At 71.2% G+C, this 21,441-nt stretch carries 23 protein-coding genes and 1 tRNA gene; 14 read left to right on the top strand and 10 right to left on the bottom strand.

Translation table 11 applies throughout. The features are described 5' to 3' along the window. The first annotated feature begins 86 nt into the window (after positions 1 to 86). The 5 genes from BKA24_RS06840 to BKA24_RS06820 are packed head-to-tail and all read left to right on the top strand — an operon-like array spanning position 87 to position 4,714. Entirely contained in the window at positions 87 to 860 is a 774-nt protein-coding gene (locus BKA24_RS06840; protein ID WP_184216394.1) for an SDR family NAD(P)-dependent oxidoreductase, read from the top strand. Then, a complete protein-coding gene (locus BKA24_RS06835; RefSeq protein WP_246367051.1) occupies positions 860 to 1,507 on the top strand; it encodes a TetR/AcrR family transcriptional regulator in 648 nt (215 codons plus the stop codon). The genes BKA24_RS06840 and BKA24_RS06835 overlap by 1 nt, the downstream gene beginning before the upstream one ends. Continuing rightward, complete coding sequence (locus tag BKA24_RS06830) at positions 1,497 to 2,273, top strand: hypothetical protein (RefSeq protein ID WP_184216392.1); 777 nt, start codon at positions 1,497 to 1,499, stop codon at positions 2,271 to 2,273. The genes BKA24_RS06835 and BKA24_RS06830 overlap by 11 nt, the downstream gene beginning before the upstream one ends. Positions 2,274 to 2,280: 7 nt before the next feature. Further along, positions 2,281 to 3,564, top strand: coding sequence for an aminotransferase class III-fold pyridoxal phosphate-dependent enzyme (locus BKA24_RS06825; RefSeq protein ID WP_343065992.1), 1,284 nt, complete (start codon positions 2,281 to 2,283; stop codon positions 3,562 to 3,564). Position 3,565: 1 nt separating this feature from the next. Beyond that, positions 3,566 to 4,714 (top strand): MFS transporter, encoded by a 1,149-nt coding sequence (locus tag BKA24_RS06820; protein WP_184216390.1) that lies wholly within the window; start codon positions 3,566 to 3,568, stop codon positions 4,712 to 4,714. Between the two features lie 25 nt (positions 4,715 to 4,739). Here the strand turns inward: BKA24_RS06820 and BKA24_RS06815 are convergent, their stop codons facing one another. Next, positions 4,740 to 5,384, bottom strand: a complete 645-nt coding sequence (locus tag BKA24_RS06815) for a TetR/AcrR family transcriptional regulator (protein ID WP_184216388.1) — start codon at positions 5,382 to 5,384, stop codon at positions 4,740 to 4,742. A 47-nt stretch (positions 5,385 to 5,431) separates the two neighbouring features. Between BKA24_RS06815 and BKA24_RS06810 the strand changes: the two genes are divergently transcribed. Genes BKA24_RS06810 through BKA24_RS06800 form a run of 3 tightly spaced genes read left to right on the top strand, consistent with a single transcriptional unit; the run spans position 5,432 to position 8,498 of the window. Further along, positions 5,432 to 6,106 (top strand): class II aldolase/adducin family protein, encoded by a 675-nt coding sequence (locus BKA24_RS06810; RefSeq protein ID WP_184216386.1) that lies wholly within the window; start codon positions 5,432 to 5,434, stop codon positions 6,104 to 6,106. Continuing rightward, complete coding sequence (locus BKA24_RS06805) at positions 6,103 to 6,939, top strand: aminoglycoside phosphotransferase family protein (RefSeq protein ID WP_184216384.1); 837 nt, start codon at positions 6,103 to 6,105, stop codon at positions 6,937 to 6,939. The genes BKA24_RS06810 and BKA24_RS06805 overlap by 4 nt, the downstream gene beginning before the upstream one ends. Next, a complete protein-coding gene (locus BKA24_RS06800; protein ID WP_184216382.1) occupies positions 6,936 to 8,498 on the top strand; it encodes an FAD-dependent oxidoreductase in 1,563 nt (520 codons plus the stop codon). The genes BKA24_RS06805 and BKA24_RS06800 overlap by 4 nt, the downstream gene beginning before the upstream one ends. Before the next feature lie 48 nt (positions 8,499 to 8,546). Here BKA24_RS06800 and BKA24_RS06795 read toward each other — a convergent pair. From BKA24_RS06795 to galU, 4 genes are all read right to left on the bottom strand, one after another. Beyond that, positions 8,547 to 8,619, bottom strand: a tRNA-Ala gene (locus BKA24_RS06795). 51 nt (positions 8,620 to 8,670) lie between these two features. After that, positions 8,671 to 9,699: a large exoprotein gene (locus BKA24_RS06790; protein WP_184216380.1), complete on the bottom strand. Its 1,029-nt coding sequence runs from the start codon at positions 9,697 to 9,699 to the stop codon at positions 8,671 to 8,673. 96 nt (positions 9,700 to 9,795) lie between these two features. Further along, complete coding sequence (locus tag BKA24_RS06785; RefSeq protein ID WP_184220543.1) at positions 9,796 to 10,425, bottom strand: GNAT family N-acetyltransferase; 630 nt, start codon at positions 10,423 to 10,425, stop codon at positions 9,796 to 9,798. A gap of 22 nt (positions 10,426 to 10,447) precedes the next feature. Continuing rightward, positions 10,448 to 11,323: a UTP--glucose-1-phosphate uridylyltransferase GalU gene (gene galU, locus BKA24_RS06780; protein ID WP_184216378.1), complete on the bottom strand. Its 876-nt coding sequence runs from the start codon at positions 11,321 to 11,323 to the stop codon at positions 10,448 to 10,450. An 81-nt stretch (positions 11,324 to 11,404) separates the two neighbouring features. Here galU and BKA24_RS06775 point away from each other — a divergent pair, with 81 nt between their 5' ends. From BKA24_RS06775 to mscL, 3 genes are read left to right on the top strand one after another with little or no spacing between them, the layout of a single operon-like run. Then, positions 11,405 to 11,995, top strand: a complete 591-nt coding sequence (locus tag BKA24_RS06775; RefSeq protein ID WP_184216376.1) for a 5-formyltetrahydrofolate cyclo-ligase — start codon at positions 11,405 to 11,407, stop codon at positions 11,993 to 11,995. A gap of 16 nt (positions 11,996 to 12,011) precedes the next feature. Then, the gene (locus BKA24_RS06770) at positions 12,012 to 12,296 is read left to right on the top strand and encodes an FmdB family zinc ribbon protein (protein ID WP_184216374.1); all 285 of its coding nucleotides are present in this window, start codon (positions 12,012 to 12,014) and stop codon (positions 12,294 to 12,296) included. Positions 12,297 to 12,330: 34 nt separating this feature from the next. Then, positions 12,331 to 12,786 (top strand): large conductance mechanosensitive channel protein MscL, encoded by a 456-nt coding sequence (gene mscL / locus BKA24_RS06765; RefSeq protein ID WP_184216372.1) that lies wholly within the window; start codon positions 12,331 to 12,333, stop codon positions 12,784 to 12,786. Positions 12,787 to 12,790: 4 nt separating this feature from the next. Here mscL and BKA24_RS06760 read toward each other — a convergent pair whose 3' ends face one another. Both BKA24_RS06760 and BKA24_RS06755 read right to left on the bottom strand, forming a co-directional pair. Continuing rightward, a complete protein-coding gene (locus tag BKA24_RS06760; RefSeq protein WP_184216370.1) occupies positions 12,791 to 12,967 on the bottom strand; it encodes a hypothetical protein in 177 nt (58 codons plus the stop codon). Then, on the bottom strand, positions 12,957 to 16,649 hold the full coding sequence (locus BKA24_RS06755; protein ID WP_184216368.1) for an ATP-binding protein: 3,693 nt from the start codon (positions 16,647 to 16,649) through the stop codon (positions 12,957 to 12,959). Before BKA24_RS06755 ends, BKA24_RS06760 begins: the two co-directional genes overlap by 11 nt. 194 nt (positions 16,650 to 16,843) lie before the next feature. On the opposite strand from BKA24_RS06755, the gene BKA24_RS06750 reads away from it, so the two are divergent. Next, complete coding sequence (locus BKA24_RS06750) at positions 16,844 to 17,353, top strand: methylated-DNA--[protein]-cysteine S-methyltransferase (protein WP_184216366.1); 510 nt, start codon at positions 16,844 to 16,846, stop codon at positions 17,351 to 17,353. Between the two features lie 29 nt (positions 17,354 to 17,382). Here the strand turns inward: BKA24_RS06750 and BKA24_RS06745 are convergent, their stop codons facing one another. Together BKA24_RS06745 and BKA24_RS06740 are read right to left on the bottom strand one after the other, a co-directional pair. Further along, positions 17,383 to 19,002 carry a solute symporter family protein gene (locus BKA24_RS06745; protein ID WP_184216364.1) on the bottom strand — a complete coding sequence of 540 codons (1,620 nt, stop codon included), beginning with the start codon at positions 19,000 to 19,002 and terminating at the stop codon, positions 17,383 to 17,385. Then, positions 18,999 to 19,346, bottom strand: coding sequence for a DUF485 domain-containing protein (locus BKA24_RS06740; protein WP_184216362.1), 348 nt, complete (start codon positions 19,344 to 19,346; stop codon positions 18,999 to 19,001). The genes BKA24_RS06745 and BKA24_RS06740 overlap by 4 nt, the downstream gene beginning before the upstream one ends. Before the next feature lie 132 nt (positions 19,347 to 19,478). On the opposite strand from BKA24_RS06740, the gene BKA24_RS06735 reads away from it, so the two are divergent. Next, the gene (locus BKA24_RS06735) at positions 19,479 to 20,318 is read left to right on the top strand and encodes a LuxR C-terminal-related transcriptional regulator (protein WP_343065990.1); all 840 of its coding nucleotides are present in this window, start codon (positions 19,479 to 19,481) and stop codon (positions 20,316 to 20,318) included. A gap of 28 nt (positions 20,319 to 20,346) precedes the next feature. After that, complete coding sequence (locus BKA24_RS06730; RefSeq protein ID WP_184216358.1) at positions 20,347 to 20,706, top strand: histone-like nucleoid-structuring protein Lsr2; 360 nt, start codon at positions 20,347 to 20,349, stop codon at positions 20,704 to 20,706. 18 nt (positions 20,707 to 20,724) lie between these two features. Here BKA24_RS06730 and BKA24_RS06725 read toward each other — a convergent pair whose 3' ends face one another. After that, the gene (locus BKA24_RS06725) at positions 20,725 to 21,411 is read right to left on the bottom strand and encodes a LysE/ArgO family amino acid transporter (RefSeq protein ID WP_343065989.1); all 687 of its coding nucleotides are present in this window, start codon (positions 21,409 to 21,411) and stop codon (positions 20,725 to 20,727) included. Positions 21,412 to 21,441 lie beyond the last annotated feature (30 nt).

The following is a 21,441-nucleotide window of genomic DNA, read 5'->3' as shown; positions in this document are numbered from 1 at the left end:
GGCGCGGACTTCCGCGTCGCCCTTCCCCTCGGGGCATGCGCGCCCCATACTGAGTTGGTCAGCTGAACAACTCGAGGAGGGGCGCCATGGCGGACGCCGTCGTCATCACGGGAGCGAGTTCGGGGATCGGCGCGGGATTCGCCCGCCGATTCGCCGCCCGCGGGCATGACGTCGTGCTCGTCGCCCGCCGCGCGGACAGGCTCGAAGCGCTCGCCGCCGAGCTGCGATCATTGCACCGCGTGGAAGCCGCCGTCGTCGCCGCCGACCTGACCGACCCGGCCGCGCCCGCACGCATCGCCGCGGACCTCGCCGACCGCGGCATCCGTGCGACCGGACTCGTCAACAGCGCCGGCTTCGGAACCGCGGCGGCCTTCGCCGAGGAGGACGACGCCCTCGTCGCCGACGAGATCCAGGTCAACATCGCCGCCCTCACCCTCCTCACCCGCATCCTGCTTCCCTCGCTCATCGAGGCGCGGGGCCTCCTCGTGAACGTCTCGAGCACGGCGGCGCACCAGCCGCTCCCGGGCCTCGCCGTCTACGCCGCGACGAAGGCCTACGTCACCGCCCTCACCGAGGCGATCTGGCAGGAGACCCGCGGCACCGGTCTTCGCGTGCTCGCCCTGTGCCCCGGACCGACCGAGACGGAGTTCTTCGAGGTCGCCGGGTCCGAGACCTTCAAAGTCGGGCCGAGCGTGTCGGTCGACGTCGTCCTCGACGAGGCGTTCGCCGCACTCGACCGGCGCGACCCGGGCCCCGTGCACACCGTGGGCGCCGGCAACCGCGCGCAGGGCCTGCTGGGTCGGGTGTCGCCCCGACGGCTGCGCCTCTGGGTCGCCTCCCGCGCGGTGGGGAGCCGCTGATGCGCCGGATGCCGGCCGATCAGCGCCGCGAAGAGCTCATCGCCGCCGCGATCCGCGTGATCGCCCGCCGCGGCGTACCGGGCGCCACGACCCGGGCGATCGTCGCCGAGGCGGACATGCCGCTCGGGGCGTTCAGCTACATCTTCGGCACGCAGGAGCAGCTGATGACCGCCGTCGTGGAGTCGGTCATCGAGCAGGAGCGGTTCGCCGCCGAAGTCCGCGCCATCGATGTGTCGTCGATGGAGGCGGCGCTGCGATCGGGCCTCGACGGGTATATCGACCTGTTGCGCACCCACCCCGATCACGAGCTCGCGCTCTTCGAACTGGGACTGTGGGCGCGGCGCCGCGACGCCGACGGCCAGATGCGCGACCAGTGGACGTCGTACTTCGCCGCCGCCGAGCAGCTCCTCCGATACGCGGCCGAGGTCACCGGATCGGTGTGGACCTCGCCGGTGCCGGCACTGGCCCGCGTCCTCGTCGCCTTCGCCGACGGCATCACCCTCGCCTGGCTCGCCGACCAGGACACGGATGCCGCGCGCGCCACGGCCGCCTTCGCGGCATCCAGCCTCGCACGACACGCTGAGCCCTCGACGCGGCGCCCGCTGCCAGGCGACTCGACCCACCCGGAGGACCGCCATGCTGACTGAGATCGACGACCGCGTCCTCGCCGCCGTGAACCTGCACGCCGTGCTGGGCGCCCTCCCCCGGCTCGTGGAGCTGGTGCCCGCCGCCGCGGCGACGCTCGCCACCCTCCCCGGCCCGGTGACGCTCACCGCACGGATCGCAGCGGGAGACCGAGCCCGGTACGTCTTCGACGACGACGGCGTCGTGGCCGGGGCTGAACCCCGCGGCACCCGAGTCACGCTGCTGTTCACCTCCCCCGGGCACGCCAATGCGGTGCTCTCCGGCGCCGGGTCGTCGCCGATCCCGGTCGCAGGGCCTGGCGGCATCCGCTTCCTCACCAAGGTGTTCACCCCGCTGACCGATCTGCTCAGCCGGTACCTGCAGCCCACCGACGCCGACCTTGAAGACCCCGAGTTCGCCGACGCGAGCCGGATGCTGCTGCTCGACGTCGCGGTCAGCGCGATCACCGTCGTCGCCGAGCACGACCGCTCCGGACGCTTCAGCGCCGGCCAGATGACCGACGGCGACCTCGACATCACCGTCGGCGACTCGCTTCGCCACCGACTGCGGATCCGCGACCACCACCTCACCCGGGTCGCCGTCACCGACGACCCGCCGCGCGCGGTGTTCGGTTTCGTCGATCTGCGCACCGCCGGTGACGTGCTCACCGGGCGCGAGAGCGCGCTCGCGTGCGTGGGTGACGGGCGCATCGCCATCCGCGGCTACGTCCCTCTCGTCGACAACACCAGTCGCATCCTCGACCGCGTCGGCCACTACCTCGGAAAGTGAGCACCCCGTGAGCCTCATCACCCCTTTCCCGACCGCGCCGTTCACCTTCACGAAGAGCCTCGAGGCGTTCGCCCGCGCGCAGCGGGTGATCCCCGCCGGCATCCCGGGGCATCTCGGGCCCACGGAGGGCCTGCACCTTCCCCACGACGCTTTCCCGAAGTTCGCCGCCCGGGCGGAGGGCACCCGGTTCTGGGATCTCGACGGCAACGAGTTCATCGACTGGATGTGCGCGTACGGCCCGAACATCCTCGGCTACAACGATCCCGACGTGACCGCAGCGGCGAAGGCTCAGGCCGAGCTCGAGGACGTCGTCTCGCTGCCCTCGACCGTCATGATCGACTTCGCCGAGCTCCTGGTCGACCAGGTCGCCAGCGCCGACTGGGCGGTGTTCGCGAAGAACGGCGGCGACACGACGACCCTCGCCGTCATGACCGCCCGCGCGGCCACCCTCCGCAAGAAGATCGTCTTCATCAAAGGCTTCTACCACGGGGTCGCACCGTGGACGCAGAAGCTCGACTACCCGGGGGTCCTCGAAGAGGAGGTCGCCAACAACCTGTACGTGCCGTGGAACGACCTGGATGCGCTGCGGGCGATGCTCTCCGAACACCGCGGCGAGATCGCGGCGCTCATCTCCACGCCGTATATGCACGGCAACTTCGTCGACAACGAGCTCCCTGCGGAGGGCTACTGGCAGGAGGTGCGGCGGCTGTGCGATGAGCACGGCATCGTGCTGATCGTCGACGATGTGCGCACCGGGTTCCGCCTCGACCTCGCCGGCAGCGATCACCACTTCGGCTTCGAGGCCGACCTCATCTGCTTCTGCAAGGCGCTCGCCAACGGATACAACGTGTCGGCGCTGATGGGCAAGGACTCGCTGAAGGAAGCGGTCAGCAGCATCACCTACACCGGCAGCTACTGGATGAGCGCGGTGCCCTTCGCCGCCGGCATCGCCACCCAGCGCAAGCTCCGCGAGATCGACGCGCCCATCCTCTTCCGCCGCCTCGGCACGCGCCTGACCGCCGGCCTCGTCGCCGCCGGTGCGGCGTCGGGCTTCACGCTCGTCGCCTCGGGGGCGCCCGCCCTGTTCTACCTGCGGGTCGCGGACCCCGCCAATTCGCTCATGCTGCATCAGGAGTGGGTGGCGGAATGCGTGCGCCGGGGTGTCTACATCACCTCGCACCACAACCACTTCCTGAACGCCGCCGTGACGGATGCCGACGTCGACCGCACCGTCGAGATCGCCGCCGAGGCGTTCGCCGTCCTTCGGCAGCGCCACCCCGAGGCGGTCTGAGGTGACGACGACGGCACCGGTGGCGACGCGCGCGAACACCCTGGCCGTCGCGGCAACCTACGGACTGCAGGGACTCGGGTACGCGGTCGTCGTGACCGCTCTCCCGGCGTTCCAGGAGCGCACCGGACTCGACGCCACCGGCATCTCGCTGATCCTGCTGGGCGTCTGCGTCACCGCCGCGCTCGGCTCCCTCCTCGCCGACGTCATCGCACTGCGCCTCAGCAGCCGTCACGGGGTGCTGATCGGCCTCACGCTGCAGGCGCTCGGTCTGTGCGCGACGGCCCTCGCCCCCGACACGGTGACGCTCGCGGCATCCGTGCTCGCCTACGGGCTCGGCCTGGGACTCATCGACGCCGCCTGCAACATGCAGGGCGTCCTCGTGCAGCGGGGGCGGGCGAGCCCGCTGCTCGGTCGCTTCTACGCAACGGCGACGAGCGGGTCGATCATCGGCGCGGTGGCGATGGCCGGCGTCCTCGCGACCGGCACGCCGGCGTTCGCCGCTCTCGGGATCGCCGCCGCCCTCCAGGTGGCCTTCGTCGTGTTCTTCGGGAGGCACCTGAGTCGGGAGCGCGCCGCGCGACCGCACCGCCAAGCCCCCGGACGTGGCCGGCTGGACGCCCGTGCGATCACGGTCGTCGGGCTCGTGATCCTCGCCGCCTTCACCGTCGACTCGGCAGCGAGCTCCTGGAGCGCGGTCCACCTCACCGCCGTCGGCGCGGCCGCGGCGCTCGCGCCGGTCGGATTCGCCGTCTACCAGGGCGGAGTGCTGGTCGCCCGCCTCGTGACGGATGCCGCGATCCGAGCGATCGGCCGGCGTCGCCTGCTCGCGGTCGCCCTCGTCGCGGGCGTTGCCGGCGGACTGATCGTGGCGTTCGCCCCGGTGGCGGCGGGAGCGATCGCCGGGTTCGCGATCAGCGGGTTGGCTGTCGGCGCACTCGTCCCCCTCGCCTTCGGCCTCGCGGGCGGGATCGACCCGGCACGCAGCGACGAGGTGATCGCGCGGGTGAACCTCTTCAACTACGCCGGCGCCGTCCTCGGAGCCGTCGGGGTCGGGGTCCTCACCGACCTCACCGGGTCGGGTCTCGCCTTCCTCCTGCCCGCAGCCCTCCTGCTCGTCGCGGTGCCGGCCTGGCGGCGAGCGTCGCGGTGACCGACGACCATTCCGCACCCCGCGCCTACCGGCGGAACGAGGCCCGGAGCGCGCGTTCGAGTTCGGCGAGCAGCAGCTCCCGCTCGGCCTCCGGCGCCGCGAAAGCCTCATGGAGGACGGCATCCGCCGAGGTGAACGCGACGCGCGCCACCGCCGATGCCTGATCGGCGGCCAGGCCGTCGAGCAGCCCCACCAGCCCGAGCAGGGCTCCCACCTTCTCGGCCATCCGAGCCTTGTGCGCCCGGCGTGCGTCGCGGGCCTCCGCGCTGCCCGCGCGCACCGTGCCGAGCGACCTCGCGAGCTCTTCGTCCTGGTAGATGTCGGCGACGGCGCGGAGCACCCGCCCGACGGCATCCGGTCCGCTCGGCGAAGCCCGCATCTGCTCGATGACCGCGTCGAGGAGGCCCTCCAGGCGCCCGTGGTACCGGGCGACGATCGCTGCCGTGATCGCGTCGCGGTCGGGCAGGTACTGGTACAGCGCACCCACGCTGACGCCCGCCTCCGCGGCGACGCGCGGCAGGCTGATCGCCTCCACGCCCTCACGCCGCACCAGGTCCTCCGCGGCCTCGATGGCGCGAGCGACCTTCTCGCGGGAGCGACTCTGCGTCGGCACGCGGCGGAGCGCGAGAGCGGCCAGGCCGGTCTCGTCGGCAGCGGTCTCTTCCGTCATGAAAATCAAACTTGACTTTGGTTAGGGTCGGGGGCAACGCTAGCACCATGACGACGTCGTCCCCCTATCATGACCTGCGATCCGCCGTCGCCGCGGCCGCGCGCGGTCTCGCGGCCCACGGACTCCTGATCGGCACGGCCGGCAATGTGAGCTCCCGCCGGGGAGACGTGGTCGCCGTGACCGCCACCGGCGCCGTGCTCGCCGAGGCGACCGCGCGCGAGGTGACCGTCGTCAGCCTGGACGGGGACCTCATCGAAGGAGATCTGGCCCCCACCTCCGAGCTCGCCCTGCACCTCGGTGTGCTCCGCGCCGCCTCGCCCGACCGTGTCGCCGCCGTGGTCCACACCCACGCTCCGTGCGCGACCGCGCTCTCTCTCGTCCTCGACGAGCTTCCGGTGATCCACTATCAGCAGCTGCTCCTGGGCGGAGCGCTGCGGGTGGCGCCGTTCCACGCCTTCGGGACGACCGCACTGGCCGGCGCGGTGGGGACCGCGCTCGAGGGGCGCCTGGCCGCCCTCATGGCGAATCACGGTGCGGTCGCCCTGGGGTCCACCCTCGCCGGAGCGGTCGAGAACGCGCTCCTCGTCGAGTGGCTCAGCGAGCTCTACCTCCGAGCGCGCACCGCCGGGATCCCCCGCGCACTCGACGCGGAGCAGCAGCACGACGTCATCGCATCGGCGGAGCGGCTCGGGTACGGAGCCACCAAGCCGGTGCACGCATGATCGCCACGCTCGGCGGCCTCGTCGCCCACGGGCGGTCAGCCGACGTGTTCGAGCTGAAGGGCGGACGCGTCGCCAAGAAGTATCACGACGACTGGCCGGATGCCGCGATCGGACGCGAGATCGGCGACTCCCAGACCGCGTACGACCTCGCGCTCACCCCGATCCGCTGCCACGGTCGCATCGACATCGACGGCGGCCGGGCGGTCGCGTTCGACCGCGTGGACGGGCGTGCGCTGACCACCGTCGCCGAGAAGAACATCCTCCGTATGGGCCGCGTGGCGCGCGCGCTCGCGAACGAGCACGTCCGCATCCACCGCGCCCGCACCGACGTGTTCCCCGACGTCCGCGAGATCGCCGCCGACCTGGTCGACACCGCCCCGCTGTCGGCGCTCACGGTCGACGAGAAGGCGCTGCTCCGCGACCACCTCGCCTCCCTCCCCCGCGGCGACCGGCCGCTGCACCTGGACTTCCACCCGTTGAACGTCTTCGAGCACGCGGGCGGCTACGCCACCATCGACTGGCAGTCCACGGCCACCGGCGATCCGGCCGCCGACGTCGCGATGACGCGGCTCCTGTTCACCGAGGCGGAGCTGTTCCCCGGCGCCTCGGCCGCCCAGAAACTCGTCTATGGCGCCGCGAGGGCGACGATGGGTCGCATGTACCTGAAGGAGTACAAGGCCGTGTCGGGCATGCGCGACGGCGACATCGACCGGTGGGCCACCGCCGCACGGGTCCTGCGGCTGGGAATCCTCGACATCGAGAGCGAACGCGATGCGCTGCTGACCGGAATCCGTGCCGGGATCCGACGGTTCCGCGAGGAGACCCCTCGGTGACGACGACCATCACCCGCGATGCGCTGACGGGTACCGGCGTCGTCGACGTGCTCGTCGTGGGCGGCGGGGTCACCGGCGCAGCCATCGCCTACGAGGCCGCCAGCCGAGGGCTCTCCGTGGTTCTCGTCGAGAAGGGCGACTTCGGCGCCGCGACGTCGGCCGCGACCGGCAAGCTGATCCACGGCGGCCTGCGATACCTGAAGAACCTCGAGGTGGGACTCGTCCGGGAGTCGCTCGCCGAGCGTCGGACGCTCTCGCTCATCGCCCGGGGCCTCGTCTCCCCGATCTCGATGGTCCTCCCCGAGCCGGGCCTCATCGAGCACGTCGGACTGACCGCGTACGACGTGCTCTCGTTCGACCGGAACCGGGTGCCGCCCACCCACCGCATCCCCCGGCATCGCTCGCTCTCGCACGCCGAGCTCGCCGACCGCGGTCTCGGTCATCTGCGCAGCGGCATCCTGTTCTCCGACGCGATGATGCTCTCGCCCGAGCGGCTCACCCTCGCGTTCATCCGGTCGGCAGTCGCCTCCGGCGCCCGGGTCGCCAACTACGTGCGCGCCGATGAGCTGCTCGTGCGTCGAGGGCACGTGGTGGGCGCCGCGGTCACCGACCTCGTCACCGGGCTCCAGACGCACGTGCGGGCGCGGGTGACGGTCAACGCGAGTGGACCCTGGGCACGCGACGTTCTCGCCGCGCAGGCCGGCACGCGACGCGCGGCAGGTGAGGAGCCGCCGGTGCGGTCGGAGGGCATCTACCTCCTGACCCGCCAGCTCAGCGACACGATGGTGCTGACGGTGTCGTCCAGCGGCCACTTCAGTTTCGCGCCCTGGCGCGGTCGGACACTGATCGGCCCCACCGAGACGGCGTACACCGGGGCTGTAGACGACTGGCGCCTCACGGGAGCGGCGATCGAGAGATTCGTCGCGGAGATCAACGCGACGAGCAAGCTCCCCGTCCGCCTGTCGACCGACGACGTCGTCGCCGCCTATGGCGGTCTCCGGCCACTCACCGAGACCCCCGGCGGGGACACCTATCGCGCGTCCCGCGCGTCGGAACTCACCGACCATGCCCGTTCCGGAGTCGAGGGCCTCGTCTCGGCGAACGGCGGCAAGTACACCACGGCGCGTTCGTTCGCGCAGAAGGTGGTGGGGCAGCTGGCCCGCAAGCTTCGCACGCGGGTCGCTCCCAGCCGCACGGCGCAGGTTCCCCTCGACGGCTCCGCGCTCCCGGACACGTCCGGCCTCACCCTGCTCGATCGTCTGTATGGGACGGATGCCGCGACGGTGCGCGCGATCGCGGCGGAGGGCGGCCGCCTGTCGGCGTCGGCCACCGACGACGGCGAGGTGCTCGCTCAGGTCGCCTTCGCCGCCCGCCATGAGGCGGTCGTGCACCTCACCGACATCCTCCTCAACCGCACCGGCATCGGGCGTCGCGGCGATCCCGGGGAGCATGTGCTCTCCGCGGCGGCGGACATCGCCGCCGACGAGCTCGGCTGGACGCCGGAGCGCCGCGCCGACGAACTCGGCGCGGCCGCCGCGGCGGTGCGCCTTCCCGACTGAGACCCCGCAAACGGAAAAAGCCCCCGGTTCTCCGGGGGCTTTTCGTAGTGGACCTGAGGGGATTCGAACCCCTGACCTCTTCATTGCGAACGAAGCGCGCTACCAACTGCGCCACAGGCCCAAGAGCATCAACATTACCACGGTCGATTCGGCGCGCAGACCGCGCGGCGGGTCATTCGCCGACGGCGCGACGCTCCAGCAGCTGGCGGACGTGGGCCTCGATGTGCGCGTCGTCGACCGGGCCCGAGAAGGCCACCTCGGCGGCGCGGGTGCGGCGTGCGACGTCGATCGACGGCGGCGCGGCTTGTGCCACACGCTCCCGCATGGCCTCCTCGACCGCGGCGTGGCGCAACGCCTCCTGAGCGGCCGCTCCGTCGAGGACGGCGGCGGCCCGTGATCCGGCCGACGCGGTGAGCGGCTGCGGCAGGCGGCGCGGGGTCCAGGCCGACGCGTCCGCGTCGAGGGCGACGTCCTGCACGTCTCCGGCGACGCGCACCGCCGGCGCGACGACCACGGGCATGACGGCGCGGCGGGCGACCGCGTTCATGCGCCCCAGGACGGCGAGGCTGCCGACGAGGAAGAGGGAAGCCGCGGCGACCACACCCCACCCGTTCGTCGTGACGGCGAGGAAGGCTCCCCATCCCCCGGCGACGACGGAAGCGAGTGCGACGACGGTGGCCGTGAGCCGGGTACGGCGCCGGGCGCGCGCACGGCGCACCGCGGGCGCGGCTTTCGCCGCTGCTGCCTCGGCGAGGGCGCGTTCCCGCGCGACGGCCGCCTCGGCGCGCGCACGTTCCTGTGCGGCGATTGCTTCTGCACGCGCTCGGCGGGCGGCGGCGTCCGCGTCGGCGGCGGCCCTGCGGCGCTCGGCGCGGGCGAGTTCACGGTCGAGCGACGCCTGCGCCTTCGCGGCGGCGAGCTCGGCTCGGGCGGCTTCGAGCCCGACGCTCTCGTGCTCGGCCTGCACGCGACGAGCGAGTCGCTGCTGGGCGAGGGCGGTGCGGGCGTTGAGCTCGAGCCGCACCTCTTCGGGTGTCTCGCTGGTCTCGGCGAGCACGCGAAGCGCCCGGTTCAGGCGGACGGCGTTGCGCTCGGCGGCCTCGTACTGGTGGCGGCCGTGCCACGACGGCAGCAGGTAGACGAGCCACAGGAGCACGGCGACGAGGACGATCACACCACCGCCGAAGACCTGCTCACCCATGCCGCCAACGGTACGGTTCGCGGCCGTGCCGACGCGGCATCCGTCCCGCGTGTCTAAAGTTCTGGTTGAACCCGAAGGTTCCCCGTGCGGTGCCGCTCAGCCGGTGAGCCGGTCTGCGGGCGGGATGGCGGCCGCATCCGTCGGCGCCCGACCCTCGATCCACCGGCGGAGCACGCCCTCGGGGACGTCCTCGCGCGTGAGGGCGAAGGCGTAGTGGTCGCGCCAGTCCCCGTCGATGTGGATGTAGCGCCGCCGCAGGCCCTCGTATCGGAAGCCGAGCTTCTGGACGACCCGCAGGCTCTTGTCGTTCTCGGGTCGGATGCAGATCTCCATCCGGTGCAGCCGCAGGTCGTCGAAGCACAGGTCCGTCGCCAGCGCGACGGACGTGGGCGTGATCCCCCGTCCGGCGAACCGCTCGCTGACCCAGTATCCGATGGTCGCGGAGGAGAGCGAGCCGCGGGCAATACCCCACACGTTCAGCTGACCCGCGACCTCTCCGTCGTACTCCATGACGAGAGGGATGCCGCTGCCGTCACGGTGCTGCTGGAGGAGGCGCCTCACGCCCGCGCGCATGTCGATCGAGACCGGCCCGTCAGGGCTGGTCGCCTCCCACTGCTGCAGCCACGAGCGGTTCTGCGCCAGCTCGGTCTGCAACGGCTTGGCGTCGCGGGAGCGGACCAGGCGGATCGACACCGGACCGTGTGCGCGCAGCACCGATCCATCCATGCTCACGCGCGCCGACTCGACCTCAGAGGTCGGCGGCGAAGTCCTTGAGCCAGGGGCGGAGCTCGGCGCCGAGGTCGTCGCGGTCGACGGCGAGCTGGACGATCGCCTTGATGTAGTCGGCCCGGTCACCGGTGTCGTAGCGGCGACCGCGGAAGACCACACCGAGCACCCCGTCGGTCGACGCGAGCTCTTCGAGGGCGTCGGTCAGCTGGATCTCGCCGCCCTTGCCGGGCTCGGTGCGCTCGAGGATGTCGAAGACACCGGGGGTCAGCACGTACCGGCCGATGACGGCGTAGTTGGAGGGCGCGTCCTCCTTCTTGGGCTTCTCGACGAGGCCCGTGACCTTGACCACGTCCTCCTCGTCGGTGGCCTCCACCGCGGCAGCGCCGTACATGTGGATCTGGTCGGGCGAGACCTCCATGAGCGCGATCACGGTGAGGCCGCTCTTCTTGTTCTGCTCGAGCATCTTCTCCAGCAGCACATCGCGGGCATCGATGAGGTCGTCACCCAGCAGGACGGCGAAGGTGTTGTCGCCGACGTGCGAGCGCGAGCGGAGCACGGCGTGGCCGAGACCCTTCGGCTCGCCCTGACGCACGAAGTGGATGTCGGCGAGGTCGCTGGAGTGCTTGACGCGGTCGAGCTTCTCCTGGTCGCCCTTCTTGGCGAGGTTCGACTCGAGCTCGGGGACCGAGTCGAAGTGGTTCGAGATGTTGTTCTTGTTGCGCCCGAGGATGATGAGCACGTCGTCGATACCGGCCGACACGGCCTCTTCGACGACGTACTGGATGGCCGGCTTGTCGACGACCGGCAGCATCTCCTTCGGCATGGCCTTCGTGGCGGGCAGGAACCGGGTTCCCAGACCCGCGGCGGGAATGACGGCCTTGATGCGCTCAGACATGTTGATCACCATACCGATTCGGACGGTCCTCGACACGCGCCCCACGCCGGGGCCAGCGGCGTGTCCACCTACAATCGGAGCATGGACGGCTCGATAGACAGCGAGAAGCGCGCACTGCGCGCTGAACTGCGCGAACGTCGCCAGCAGCGCTCCGCCGCCGCCCTCGAAGACGCCTCCGCCGGAATCCGGCAGCAGCTCGACACGCTCGTCGCCGAGCTGGGCGTCAGGTCGATGTCGTGCTTCCTGTCCACGCCCACCGAGCCGGGCACCCGGGAGTTCATCGCGGGCGCGCTCGCTCGCGGCATCCGGATCCTCCTTCCCATCACCCGCGCCGATGGCCTCCTGGACTGGGCGGTCGCCGAGGAGGAGGGCGCGACCGCGGAAGGGATGTTCGGGATGTCGGAACCCGTCGGCGAGCTGCTGAGCCCGGTCGCGGTGAACGACGTCGACCTCCTGGTCATCCCCGCCGCCGCGGTCGACCGGTCCGGAATGCGACTCGGCTGGGGCCGCGGCTACTTCGACAAGACCATCGGCTCGATGGAGAAGTGCCCCCCGGTGTACGCGGTGGTCTTCGACACCGAACTCGTCGATGAGGTCCCCCGCGATCTGCACGATCAGCCCGTCACCGGCGTCGTCACCCCGACCCGCACCGTCACCCTCACCACTCGCTGAACTCCCCGAGGTCACCATGCCCACCTACGCCTATGCCTGCACGCAGTGCGGCCACCGCTTCGATGCCGTGCAGTCCTTCTCCGACGCCTCGCTGACGGAGTGCCCGGAGTGCGGCGGCCTGCTCCGCAAGCAGTACGGATCGATCGGGGTGACCTTCAACGGCGCCGGCTTCTACCGCACCGACTCCCGCGCCGGCGGCTCCACCACGAGCTCGTCCAGCGCGTCGGGTAGCGCGGGCTCGGCCCCTGCGACATCATCGAAGTCCGAGGCGTCCGCCTCACCCGCACCTGCGGGTTCCTGAATCCGGCTCCGTGCCGGCAGCGGAAGGAGGAGCCATGCTCCAGGGCTTCAAAGACTTCATCATGCGCGGCAACGTCATCGACCTCGCGGTCGCCGTCGTCATCGGCGGTGCCTTCACGGCGATCGTCACCGCGATCGTCGACAGCATCATCACCCCTCTCGTCGCGCTGTTCTACCAGCCCACGGCGGACGGCAAGGTCGGACCGACCCTGATCGGCCTTTACGGCCAGAAGGTCACCTTCCCGCTCGGCGGGCTGCTCACCGCGATCATCAGCTTCCTCGCCGTCGCCCTCGTGGTGTACTTCGTGTTCGTGCTCCCCATGAACAAATGGAAGGAGCGTCAGGCGGCGAAGGCCGGTGTCGTCGAAGAACCCGTTCCGGCGCCCACCGAAACCGAGCTGCTCATCCAGATCCGCGACCTGCTCGAGTCGCAGCGCGGCACCGCCGCGGCGCCGACGCGCTCGACCGAACCGCCGTCGCCGTCGATCTGACGCGTCAGTAGTGCGGCGGGACGTCGTTCCGCAGCCGATCGTCGTTCGGGCCGGATGCCGGGGTGTTCCCCGTCTCCGGTCCGTTCGTCGTTTCGGGGGATGGGTCTGTCCCGGGTGCGGGGGTGAGCCGTGCCCGGCGCGCGCCGGGGACCCGGACGATGCGCTGACGGTCAGTCGACATCGATCGGCTGCGTCGACCCGTGCGCCGTGGGCGTCTCGGGCTGGACGCCGAGGACGGCGGCGACGCGCTGCGCCACCTTCGCCGGGTCGTTGAAGATCTCGAACGGGTGCACGCGGATGTAGTGCCAGCCGAGCCGGCGAAGGATCTGTGGACGCCGACGCAGCGCCTCCCGGAGCGTCTCGTGCCGGCTCTCCGGGTCGCAGTCGACCACGATGGCCTTGCCCTTGTACTGGGCGACGAGAGGGAGCTGTCCGCCGCGGTAGTGCACGTCGACCGAGATCGCGAGGCTCCGCAGGTGCTGCGCCAGCGTGAGAGTGAGCGGGTCGGCGAGGTCCTCGAGCCGGGCGTCGCGGCCTCGCGCGGCGACGCTGCCGAGGATCGACATCAGGGTCGCGGCGCCGTGCGCCAGTCGACCCTCGTCGAAGGCCGACGGTCGGATCGAGGAGACGATGACCATCGAGCGCCGCGCGCGGGTCATGCCGACGGTCAGGAGCCGCTCGCCGTCGGGAGTGGACAGGTCGCCGAAGTCGCTGAGGACCCGGCCGTGCTTGGTGAGTCCGAAGCCGAGCGAGAAGATGACGCGGTCGCGGCTCTCGGCGACGGACTCCTCCAGCCCGAGGACGGCGAAGGGCTCCGCCGTCTCGCGACCCACGAAGTCGGCGACATCCGCCCGGCCGGCGAACGCGGCGGCCACGGCGGCCCGGATGCGCTCTGCGTGGCGCGTGGAGGCCGTGACGACCATGAGCGATTCCGCGGGCCGGTTGATGGCGTGCTCCACGACGAGCGTGACCACACGGGCGACTTCGGCGTCGGGGCTCTCGACGGCGCCGGTCTCGGGGTCGGGGGTGCCGGTGCCGCCCTCGACGTAGTCGACGCTCAGACTGCCGCGCCCGAGGTACGAGCCCGCCCACGGCAGGGAGGCGATGCGGCCGTCGTAGAAGGCGTCGTTGACCAGTTCGGCGAGGTCCTCGCCGCCGGCGCGGTAGCTGCGGGTGAGCGTCTCTACCGGCAGCAGCTCCGACAGTCGCTCGAAGACGCTCGTCTCGTCGAACGCGACCTCCGGCTCCTCCAGGTCTTCGCCGCGTCCCGACCACACCCGGAACGGCGTCGGCTTCTGGGTGACCGGGTCTCCGAAGACGACCACTTGTCGGGCCCGGCGGAGCGCGGGTGCCGCTTCGGCCAGGCACAGCGCCGCGGCATCCGCGATGACGACGACGTCGAAGTCGGGGTGATCGGGCACGTGCGGCACTTCGTACGGCGAGGCGAGCCAGACCGGAGCGAGCACACGGAGAAGGGTGGGGGCGGATGCCACGAGCTCGTCGGCCGACGCAGTGCCGGCACGCAGTGCGGACTTCAACGCCGAGGCCTCGCGCGGCTCATCGACGATGGCGATGCGCCACCGCTTCGCGAGTTCGGCCGCGAGGAGCGGACCCGACGAGCCGGCGTGCGCCTCGTCGACCAGGCGGAAATCGCGCTCGAGACGGTCGAGCACAGGCGTGTTGGCGCCGAGCAGGGCCCGGTCGGATCGGAGCATCGCCTCGAGCGCCGAGCGCCACCACGCGTACTCGAACTCGACCGCGACGTCGGCCTCGGGAACGTGACGCACCGACAGCTCGGTGAGCAGGGGCTCGAGCCCGAGCTGGGCGAGTTCGCTGCGCAGCGACGCCCGCTCGACGAGGTTGTCGAAGACGTCGGAGGTTGCTGCCAAGCCCGCGAGCGTGCGCAGCAGGTGCGGGATCGGCAGGCTCGCGAGCGGCTCCGTGCGCCCCAGGGCGACGTCGAGCTCCCCCAGGTCGGCGTTCGCGCGCTGCCAGGCTGCGGCCACGTCGTCGAGCCCGATGGGCACCTCGGGCGTGACACCCGCGTCGACGAGGCGCTGCCACTGCAGGCGCTGATTCTGCACCTTGACGAGCGCCTCGTGCATGTCGGTGACGTGCATCCCGGGGCGCACGTACTCCTTCGACAGCCGGCGCAGGCGACGGCGGTTGGCGCTCGACATCGTGCTGGACTCGCGGCGCGTGGAGTGCGCGGCGATGAGGTCGTTCAGGGGCCGCTCGAAGACGGTGAGGCTGAACCGGTCGAGCGAGGCACGAATGCCCTGCAGGAGATGGATGTACGCACCCATCTCGGCGATCGTCGTGAACGGCCGCATCCGGGTCTGACCGATGAGCTCGTAGCCGCGTTCGAGGATGCCGGGAACCTCGGTGCGGTGGAGCCGGCCCGCCAGGGCGTGCGCGGCGCGCGCCTGGTCGGTGGTCGAGAAGGCGACGCCGTACCAGGGCGAGTCGTCGGGGCCGAACCGGAACTCCCCCAGTCGTGCGGCGTCGGCGAGGGTGCGCGCCGCTTCTGCCCGGCGGGTGGCGAGCTTCTGGACGGTCGGCAGGTCGAACCGCGTCGTGGCGGACGGCTGCGGGTCGTGCGAACCGATCTCGGTCAGTTGACGCAGCGCCTCCAGCGGCGAGACGCCGACCGACGCGTGACGCTGCGTGAGCGCCGAGCGGTAGTCGCGCAGCACGGTGCGCAGGCGCACGAGCGCGTCGTCGACCTCCGCGACCTTCGGCGATTCGGCCTTCTCGTTGCGGGCGATGGCGCGGATGAGGTCGCGGTGCAGGCGTGTGGGCGAGACGGCGAGCCCCGGGAGGCCGATCCCCGCGAGGCGGTGACGGACACCGTCGAGGGTCGACCGGCGTGCACTGACGACGAGCACGCGCTTGCCGCCGCGGACGAGCTCGCCGACGGTGTTGATGACGGTCTGCGTTCCGCCGGTGCCCGGCAGCGTGTGCACGGCGAGCGATTGACCCTCGGTGATGCGGGCGAGCACGGCTTCCTGCTCGGCGTCCGCGTCGAGGAGAAGACGATCGGATGCCGGCGGTCGGTCGTCCGAACTGACGGCCTGAGGCTGCGGACGCACGAACGACAGCCGCTCGCGGTCGGCCGGATGCCCGGCGAGCGCGTTGAGGACGGGGTGGTCGAGGTGCGCGGCATCCCGCTCCATGTCGGAGGCGACGTCGGCGAAGGTCGAGACGACCAGACGCGGGAGCACGGTGAACGTCGGGATGTGCGAGGTGAGCGCGCGGAGGTGGTCGATGACCGGCTGCGGCTGGAAGACGCCGCCGTCGTAGGCGAGGGCGGCGAGCGCGGCGCCGTCGAGGTCGATGCCGAAGTGCGTGCGTGCGGCTTCGACCAGTTCGGGGTTGATCGCGAACGATGCGTGCAGGCGCAGGTCGAAATCGTTGTGGTGCCGGCGGATGGCGAGCGGGCGCAGCAGGACCGGTGCGGTGCAGGAGACGCCGCCGATGCGCCACGACGCCATGCCGATGGCGAGGTGCACGGTGTCGAGACCGCGCGCGGTGCGCAGTTCGACGTCCTTCGAGGTGATCCGTTCCGCTGCCAGCCGCGCCGTGCGCAGCGCCACCTCGTCGCGGAACATGTGCGAGAGGAGGGTCGGTCGCCCGGTGATGAACTGCGGGAGGCTGCCGGGGTGGGCCTTGGTGATGTCGATGCCGGCATCGCCCTCGTCGCGGTAGTGCAGGAGGGTCGAGGTGCCGCCGAGGTGCGCGGCCTCTTCGCGGAGCCGCCGCTGCTCGGGGACCGCGGCGTGCATGACGAGGACGTCAGGGTCGGACAGTTTCACGTCCGCCGGGGTCACCTCGGACGTGTACTCGGCACTCTCGCCGCGCACCGCGCCTCCGTCTGCTCGCCACACACGAGAAACACTAAGCGCGCGGCGCGCCGGAATCCCGCAACGACCTCCGAGTTTCGCGGGATCTGCGCGCGGACCCCCGGCTTCTCCTCCCCAGGCGCCCTCCGATGAGGTCGCTCCCCCGGCCTCCGGTGCCGGCACGGCCGCGCCGCCACGGCGGCCATGATGATGCCATGACGTTCGCAGCGTATGCCGTGCATCCGACACCGATCGGCGAGGCCCTCCTCCTCACGACAGCAGACGGCCTCGCCGCGCTGTCGATCCTCGACGGCCCGGCCTACGCCGAGGTGGCCCGGCTCGGTCTGCTGCTGCACACGGTGCCGGTGCCGGGCACGGGCGAAGAAGCGGATGCCGCAGCGCAGCTGGACGAGTACTTCGCCGGCACCCGGCGCGACTTCGACGTGCCGCTCGACTGGCAGCTGACGTCGGGGTTCACCCGCCGCGCGCTCGAGGCGATCGTCGCCGTCCCGTACGGCGAGACCGCCTCGTACGCGGAGATCGCGATCGCGGCGGGAGCGCCCGGCGCGAACCGGGCGGTGGGAACGGCGTGCGCCCGCACGCCGTGGTCGATCGTCGTCCCCGCGCACCGGATCATCCGCAGCGACGGCTCGATCGGTGAGTACGGCGGCCACCCCGAGCGCAAGCGGTACCTCCTCGAACTCGAAGCGGGGGCGGACGAGTAGGCCGTCCGCCCCCGCTTCGGATCCTGTGACTAGTGGTCGACCGCCTTCTCGGCGCCGTACCCGGTCAGCGAACGGACCTCCATCTCGGCCGCCTTCTTGCGGTCCTCCGCGCGACGCGAGGTCACCGACCCGAGCCAGCCGAGCAGGAAGCCGACCGGGATCGAGACGATGCCCGGGTTGTTGAGCGGCCAGATCGCGGTTCCCACGTCCTTGAACACGCTGGTCGGCGTGCCCCAGAACACCGGCGAGAGCACGATGAGGATGATCGCGGTCGCGAGTCCCCCGTACATGCTCCACACGGCGCCGCGGGTGGTGAACTTCCGCCAGAACAGCGAGAAGAGGATCGTCGGAAGGTTCGCCGACGCGGCGACGGCGAAGGCCAACGCGACGAGGAACGCCACGTTCTGCCCCTGCACGCCGATGCCGCCGACGATCGCCAGGACGCCGATCACGATGACCGTGCGACGGGCCACCTTGACCTCGCCGTCGGCGGGGACGTTGCCCTTCTTCACGACGTTGGCGTAGATGTCGTGGGCGAAGGATGCCGCCGCCGTGATCGTGAGACCCGCCACCACCGCGAGGATCGTCGCGAAGGCGACCGCAGAGATGAACCCGAGCAGGATCGGACCCCCCAGGGCCGCTGCGAGCAGCGGTGCCGCGGAGTTCACGCCGCCGGGAGCTGCGGCGATGGTCTCCGGCCCGACGATCGCGCCGGCGCCGTAGCCGAGCACCAGGGTCAGCAGGTAGAAGAGACCGATCAGCCAGATCGCCCAGACCACCGAGCGCCGCGCTTCCTTGGCCGTGGGTACGGTGTAGAAGCGCATGAGCACGTGCGGGAGGCCCGCAGTGCCGAGGACGAGCGCGATCGCGAGGGACAGGAAGTCCCAAGGGTTGGCGCCGTACTGCAGGCCCGGTCCGAGGATCGCCTCCTGCGGGTCGCGCGTGGACGCCTCGACCGCCGCACCCAGGAGGGTGTCGAGGCTGAAGCCGTTGATCGCGAGCACCCAGATGGTCATGACGACGGCGCCGCCGATGAGCAAGAACGCCTTCACGATCTGCACCCAGGTGGTGCCCTTCATCCCGCCGATGAGGACGTAGACGATCATGAGCACGCCCACGACCGCGACGACGATCGACTGTCCGACCTGCTCGGTGATGCCCAGGAGCAGCGAGACGAGGCCGCCGGCGCCCGCCATCTGCGCCAGCAGGTAGAAGAAGCAGACCGCCAGCGTGGTGATCGCCGCCGCGAGTCGCACCGGTCGCTGCTTCAACCGGAACGACAGCACGTCGGCCATCGTGAACTTGCCCGTGTTGCGCATCAGCTCGGCCACCAGCAGCAGCGCGACCAGCCACGCCACGAGGAAGCCGATCGAGTAGAGGAACCCGTCATAGCCGTTGATGGCGATGGCCCCGACGATGCCGAGGAAGGATGCCGCCGAGAGGTAGTCGCCCGCGATCGCGAATCCGTTCTGCGGTCCCGTGAACGAGCGGCCGGCTGCGTAGTAGTCGGCAGCGGTCTTGTTGTTGCGGCTGGCGCGGATGACGATGAACAGCGTCACGGCCACGAACGCACCGAAGATCGAGATGTTGAGGACCGGGTTGTTGTCGGCGTTCGCGGCGGGCGCCGCCGCGAGGAGGATCGAGCTCATCGGGTCTCCTGCCTTTCGAGGTCGGCGCGGATCTCCGAGGAGATCGGGTCGAGCTTGCGGTTCGCGAACGACACGTAGCCCATCGTGATCGCGAAGGTGGTCACGAACTGGCCGAGACCGAGGAGGAGACCGATCGTGATGTGGCCCCACACCTCCTGTGCCATGAAGTCGGGCGCGAACGACGACAGCAGGACGTACACGAAGTACCAGACGAGGAACAGCACGGCGAGCGGGAAGACGACGCTGCGATGCTTTCGTTTCAGCTCGACGAAGCGCGGCGATTCCTCCACCGCGACGTAATCGATGGCACTCCCTCCGGCGCCATCGTGGGGTGATTGCGACATGTGGCCTCCTTGCCTCATGGGGTGAGCGACGGTGCTCTCACGGCTGTCTCACAGAAACGGCCGCATGGTAGGTTCGACCGTACGAAGGCGGCGCAGGGGCCGTCACCCCCGGAAGTAGGTAAGGGTTTGCCGGTGGAAAGCGACACGGACACGCAGCTCGTCTCGCGAGCCGTGACCGACCTCGCCCGCCAGACCCGCTTCCCCGTGGTCTTCGGCGGCCTCGAGCACGACGGCGCCGTCCACGTGAGCGCCATCTCCGGCGCGCGCACCCGGAGCATCGAGGGTCTCGTCGTCCACACCGGGCGGGGTCTCGGCGGCGCCGCGATGGTGGAGCGACGCCCCCGACTCGCGCTCGACTACCGCACCGCCCGCACCATCACGCACGACTACGACCGGGCGATCCTCGGCGAGGGGATCTCGACCCTGCTCGCCGTCCCGATCGTGGTGACCGGACGCCCGCGCGGCATCGTCTACTGCGGCTCCTGGTCTCCCGGCCCGGTCGGCGACCTCGTCAGCCGTCCCGCCTTCCGCGCGGCGGACATGATCGCCACCGAGCTCCGCGTGCGCGAGGAGGTGGACCGTCGCCTGTCCGCCCTCTCCCCCGCCGAGAACGCCCTGCCCGCGGCAGCACAGGAAGACCTCCGCGAGAGCTACGCCGAGCTGCGCAGCATCGCCGCCGCCGTGGCCGACGCGGGGCTGCGCAGCCGGATCGCCGCCGTCGAACAGCGCCTCGCTGCGATATCGCGCGAGAACGTCGCGCCCGTCGTCGCGCTCGAGGTGAGCCTGTCGCCGCGCGAACTCGACGTGCTGGCGTGCTGCGCGCTCGGCGCGACGAACTCCGAGATCGCGGCATCCTTGTCGCTGAAGGAGGGGACGGTCAAGTCGTACCTGCAGGCGGCGATGGCCAAGCTCGACGCCTCGACGCGGCACGCTGCCGTCGCAAAGGCGCGCCGGGCGGGTCTTCTCCCGTAATTCCGGGCCACGCCACTAGGCTCTGGCCATGGCTCGCAAAATCGTGCATCAGCTCGTCGACGACCTGGACGGCACCGTCCTCGAGGTCGGCGAGGGCGAAACCGTCCTCTTCTCGCTCGACGGCACCGCCTACGAGATCGACTTGACCACCGACAACGCCGCAGCGCTGCGCGATGCCTTCGGTCCCTACATCGACGCGGCCCGTTCGGTGTCGTCGCGCACCTCCGCTCCGCGTGGGGGCAGCGGCGGAGCGGGACGCAAGCAGAAGCGCGCCGGCCAGCGGGACTATGCGCCGATCCGCGAGTGGGCGGCCAAGAACGGGCATACCGTGTCGGAGCGCGGGCGCGTGCCCGCCGCCGTCCTCGAGGCGTACGACGCCGCGCACTGACACCCGCGCGCCACGTCGCTAGCCCGCAACGAGGCTGATCGCGATCACGACCATGACCGCGGCGATGCCGCCGTCGAGGATGCGCCACGCGCGCTCGGTCCGCAGCAGCGGCGCCAGATAGCGGGCGCCGTACCCGAAGACGACGAACCACAGTGTGCTCGCGGTGATCCCTCCCGCGAGGAACCACCACCGGGCGTCACCGTGGGTCGCCGCGACCGAACCCAGCACGACCGTCGTCTCGACGAGCGCGTGCGGGTTGAGCCACGTGACGGCGAGGATCGTGAGGAGCGTCGTGAGCCGCCGCGGACGCGTCCGTGTGGAGACCCGCTCCTCGGTGAGCACGGCGCCCCCGCCTGTTCCGGGCGACGCTGACGGGGCACCGGCCGGGTCGGAGGCCGCCTCGAGCGACCCGCCGCCGCGCCAGGCACGGCGCGCACTCAGGAACGCGAACCCGAGGATGAACGCGGCGCCCGCCCAGCGCGCCACGATCTCGAGCCAGGGCTGGGAGGTCACGAGCGTCGCGACCCCCGCGACGCCGATGGTCTGGAGGATCGCGTCGCTGATGACGCACACCGCCACCACGATTCCGACGTGCTCGCGCCGCAACCCCTGACGGAGAACGATCGCGTTCTGCGCACCGATCGAGATGATGAGGCCGAGGCACAGGCCGAGGCCCGACAGGAGAGCAGCGAAGTCGGGGGTCACGTCATCGACGCTACGGTGACGGTCATATGC

Origin of the sequence: Microbacterium marinum (genome assembly GCF_014204835.1) — a bacterium.
Taxonomy (GTDB): domain Bacteria; phylum Actinomycetota; class Actinomycetes; order Actinomycetales; family Microbacteriaceae; genus Microbacterium; species Microbacterium marinum.
The sequence above is the reverse complement of the archived record's forward strand: the minus strand, read 5'-3'. Positions and strand labels throughout refer to the sequence as shown.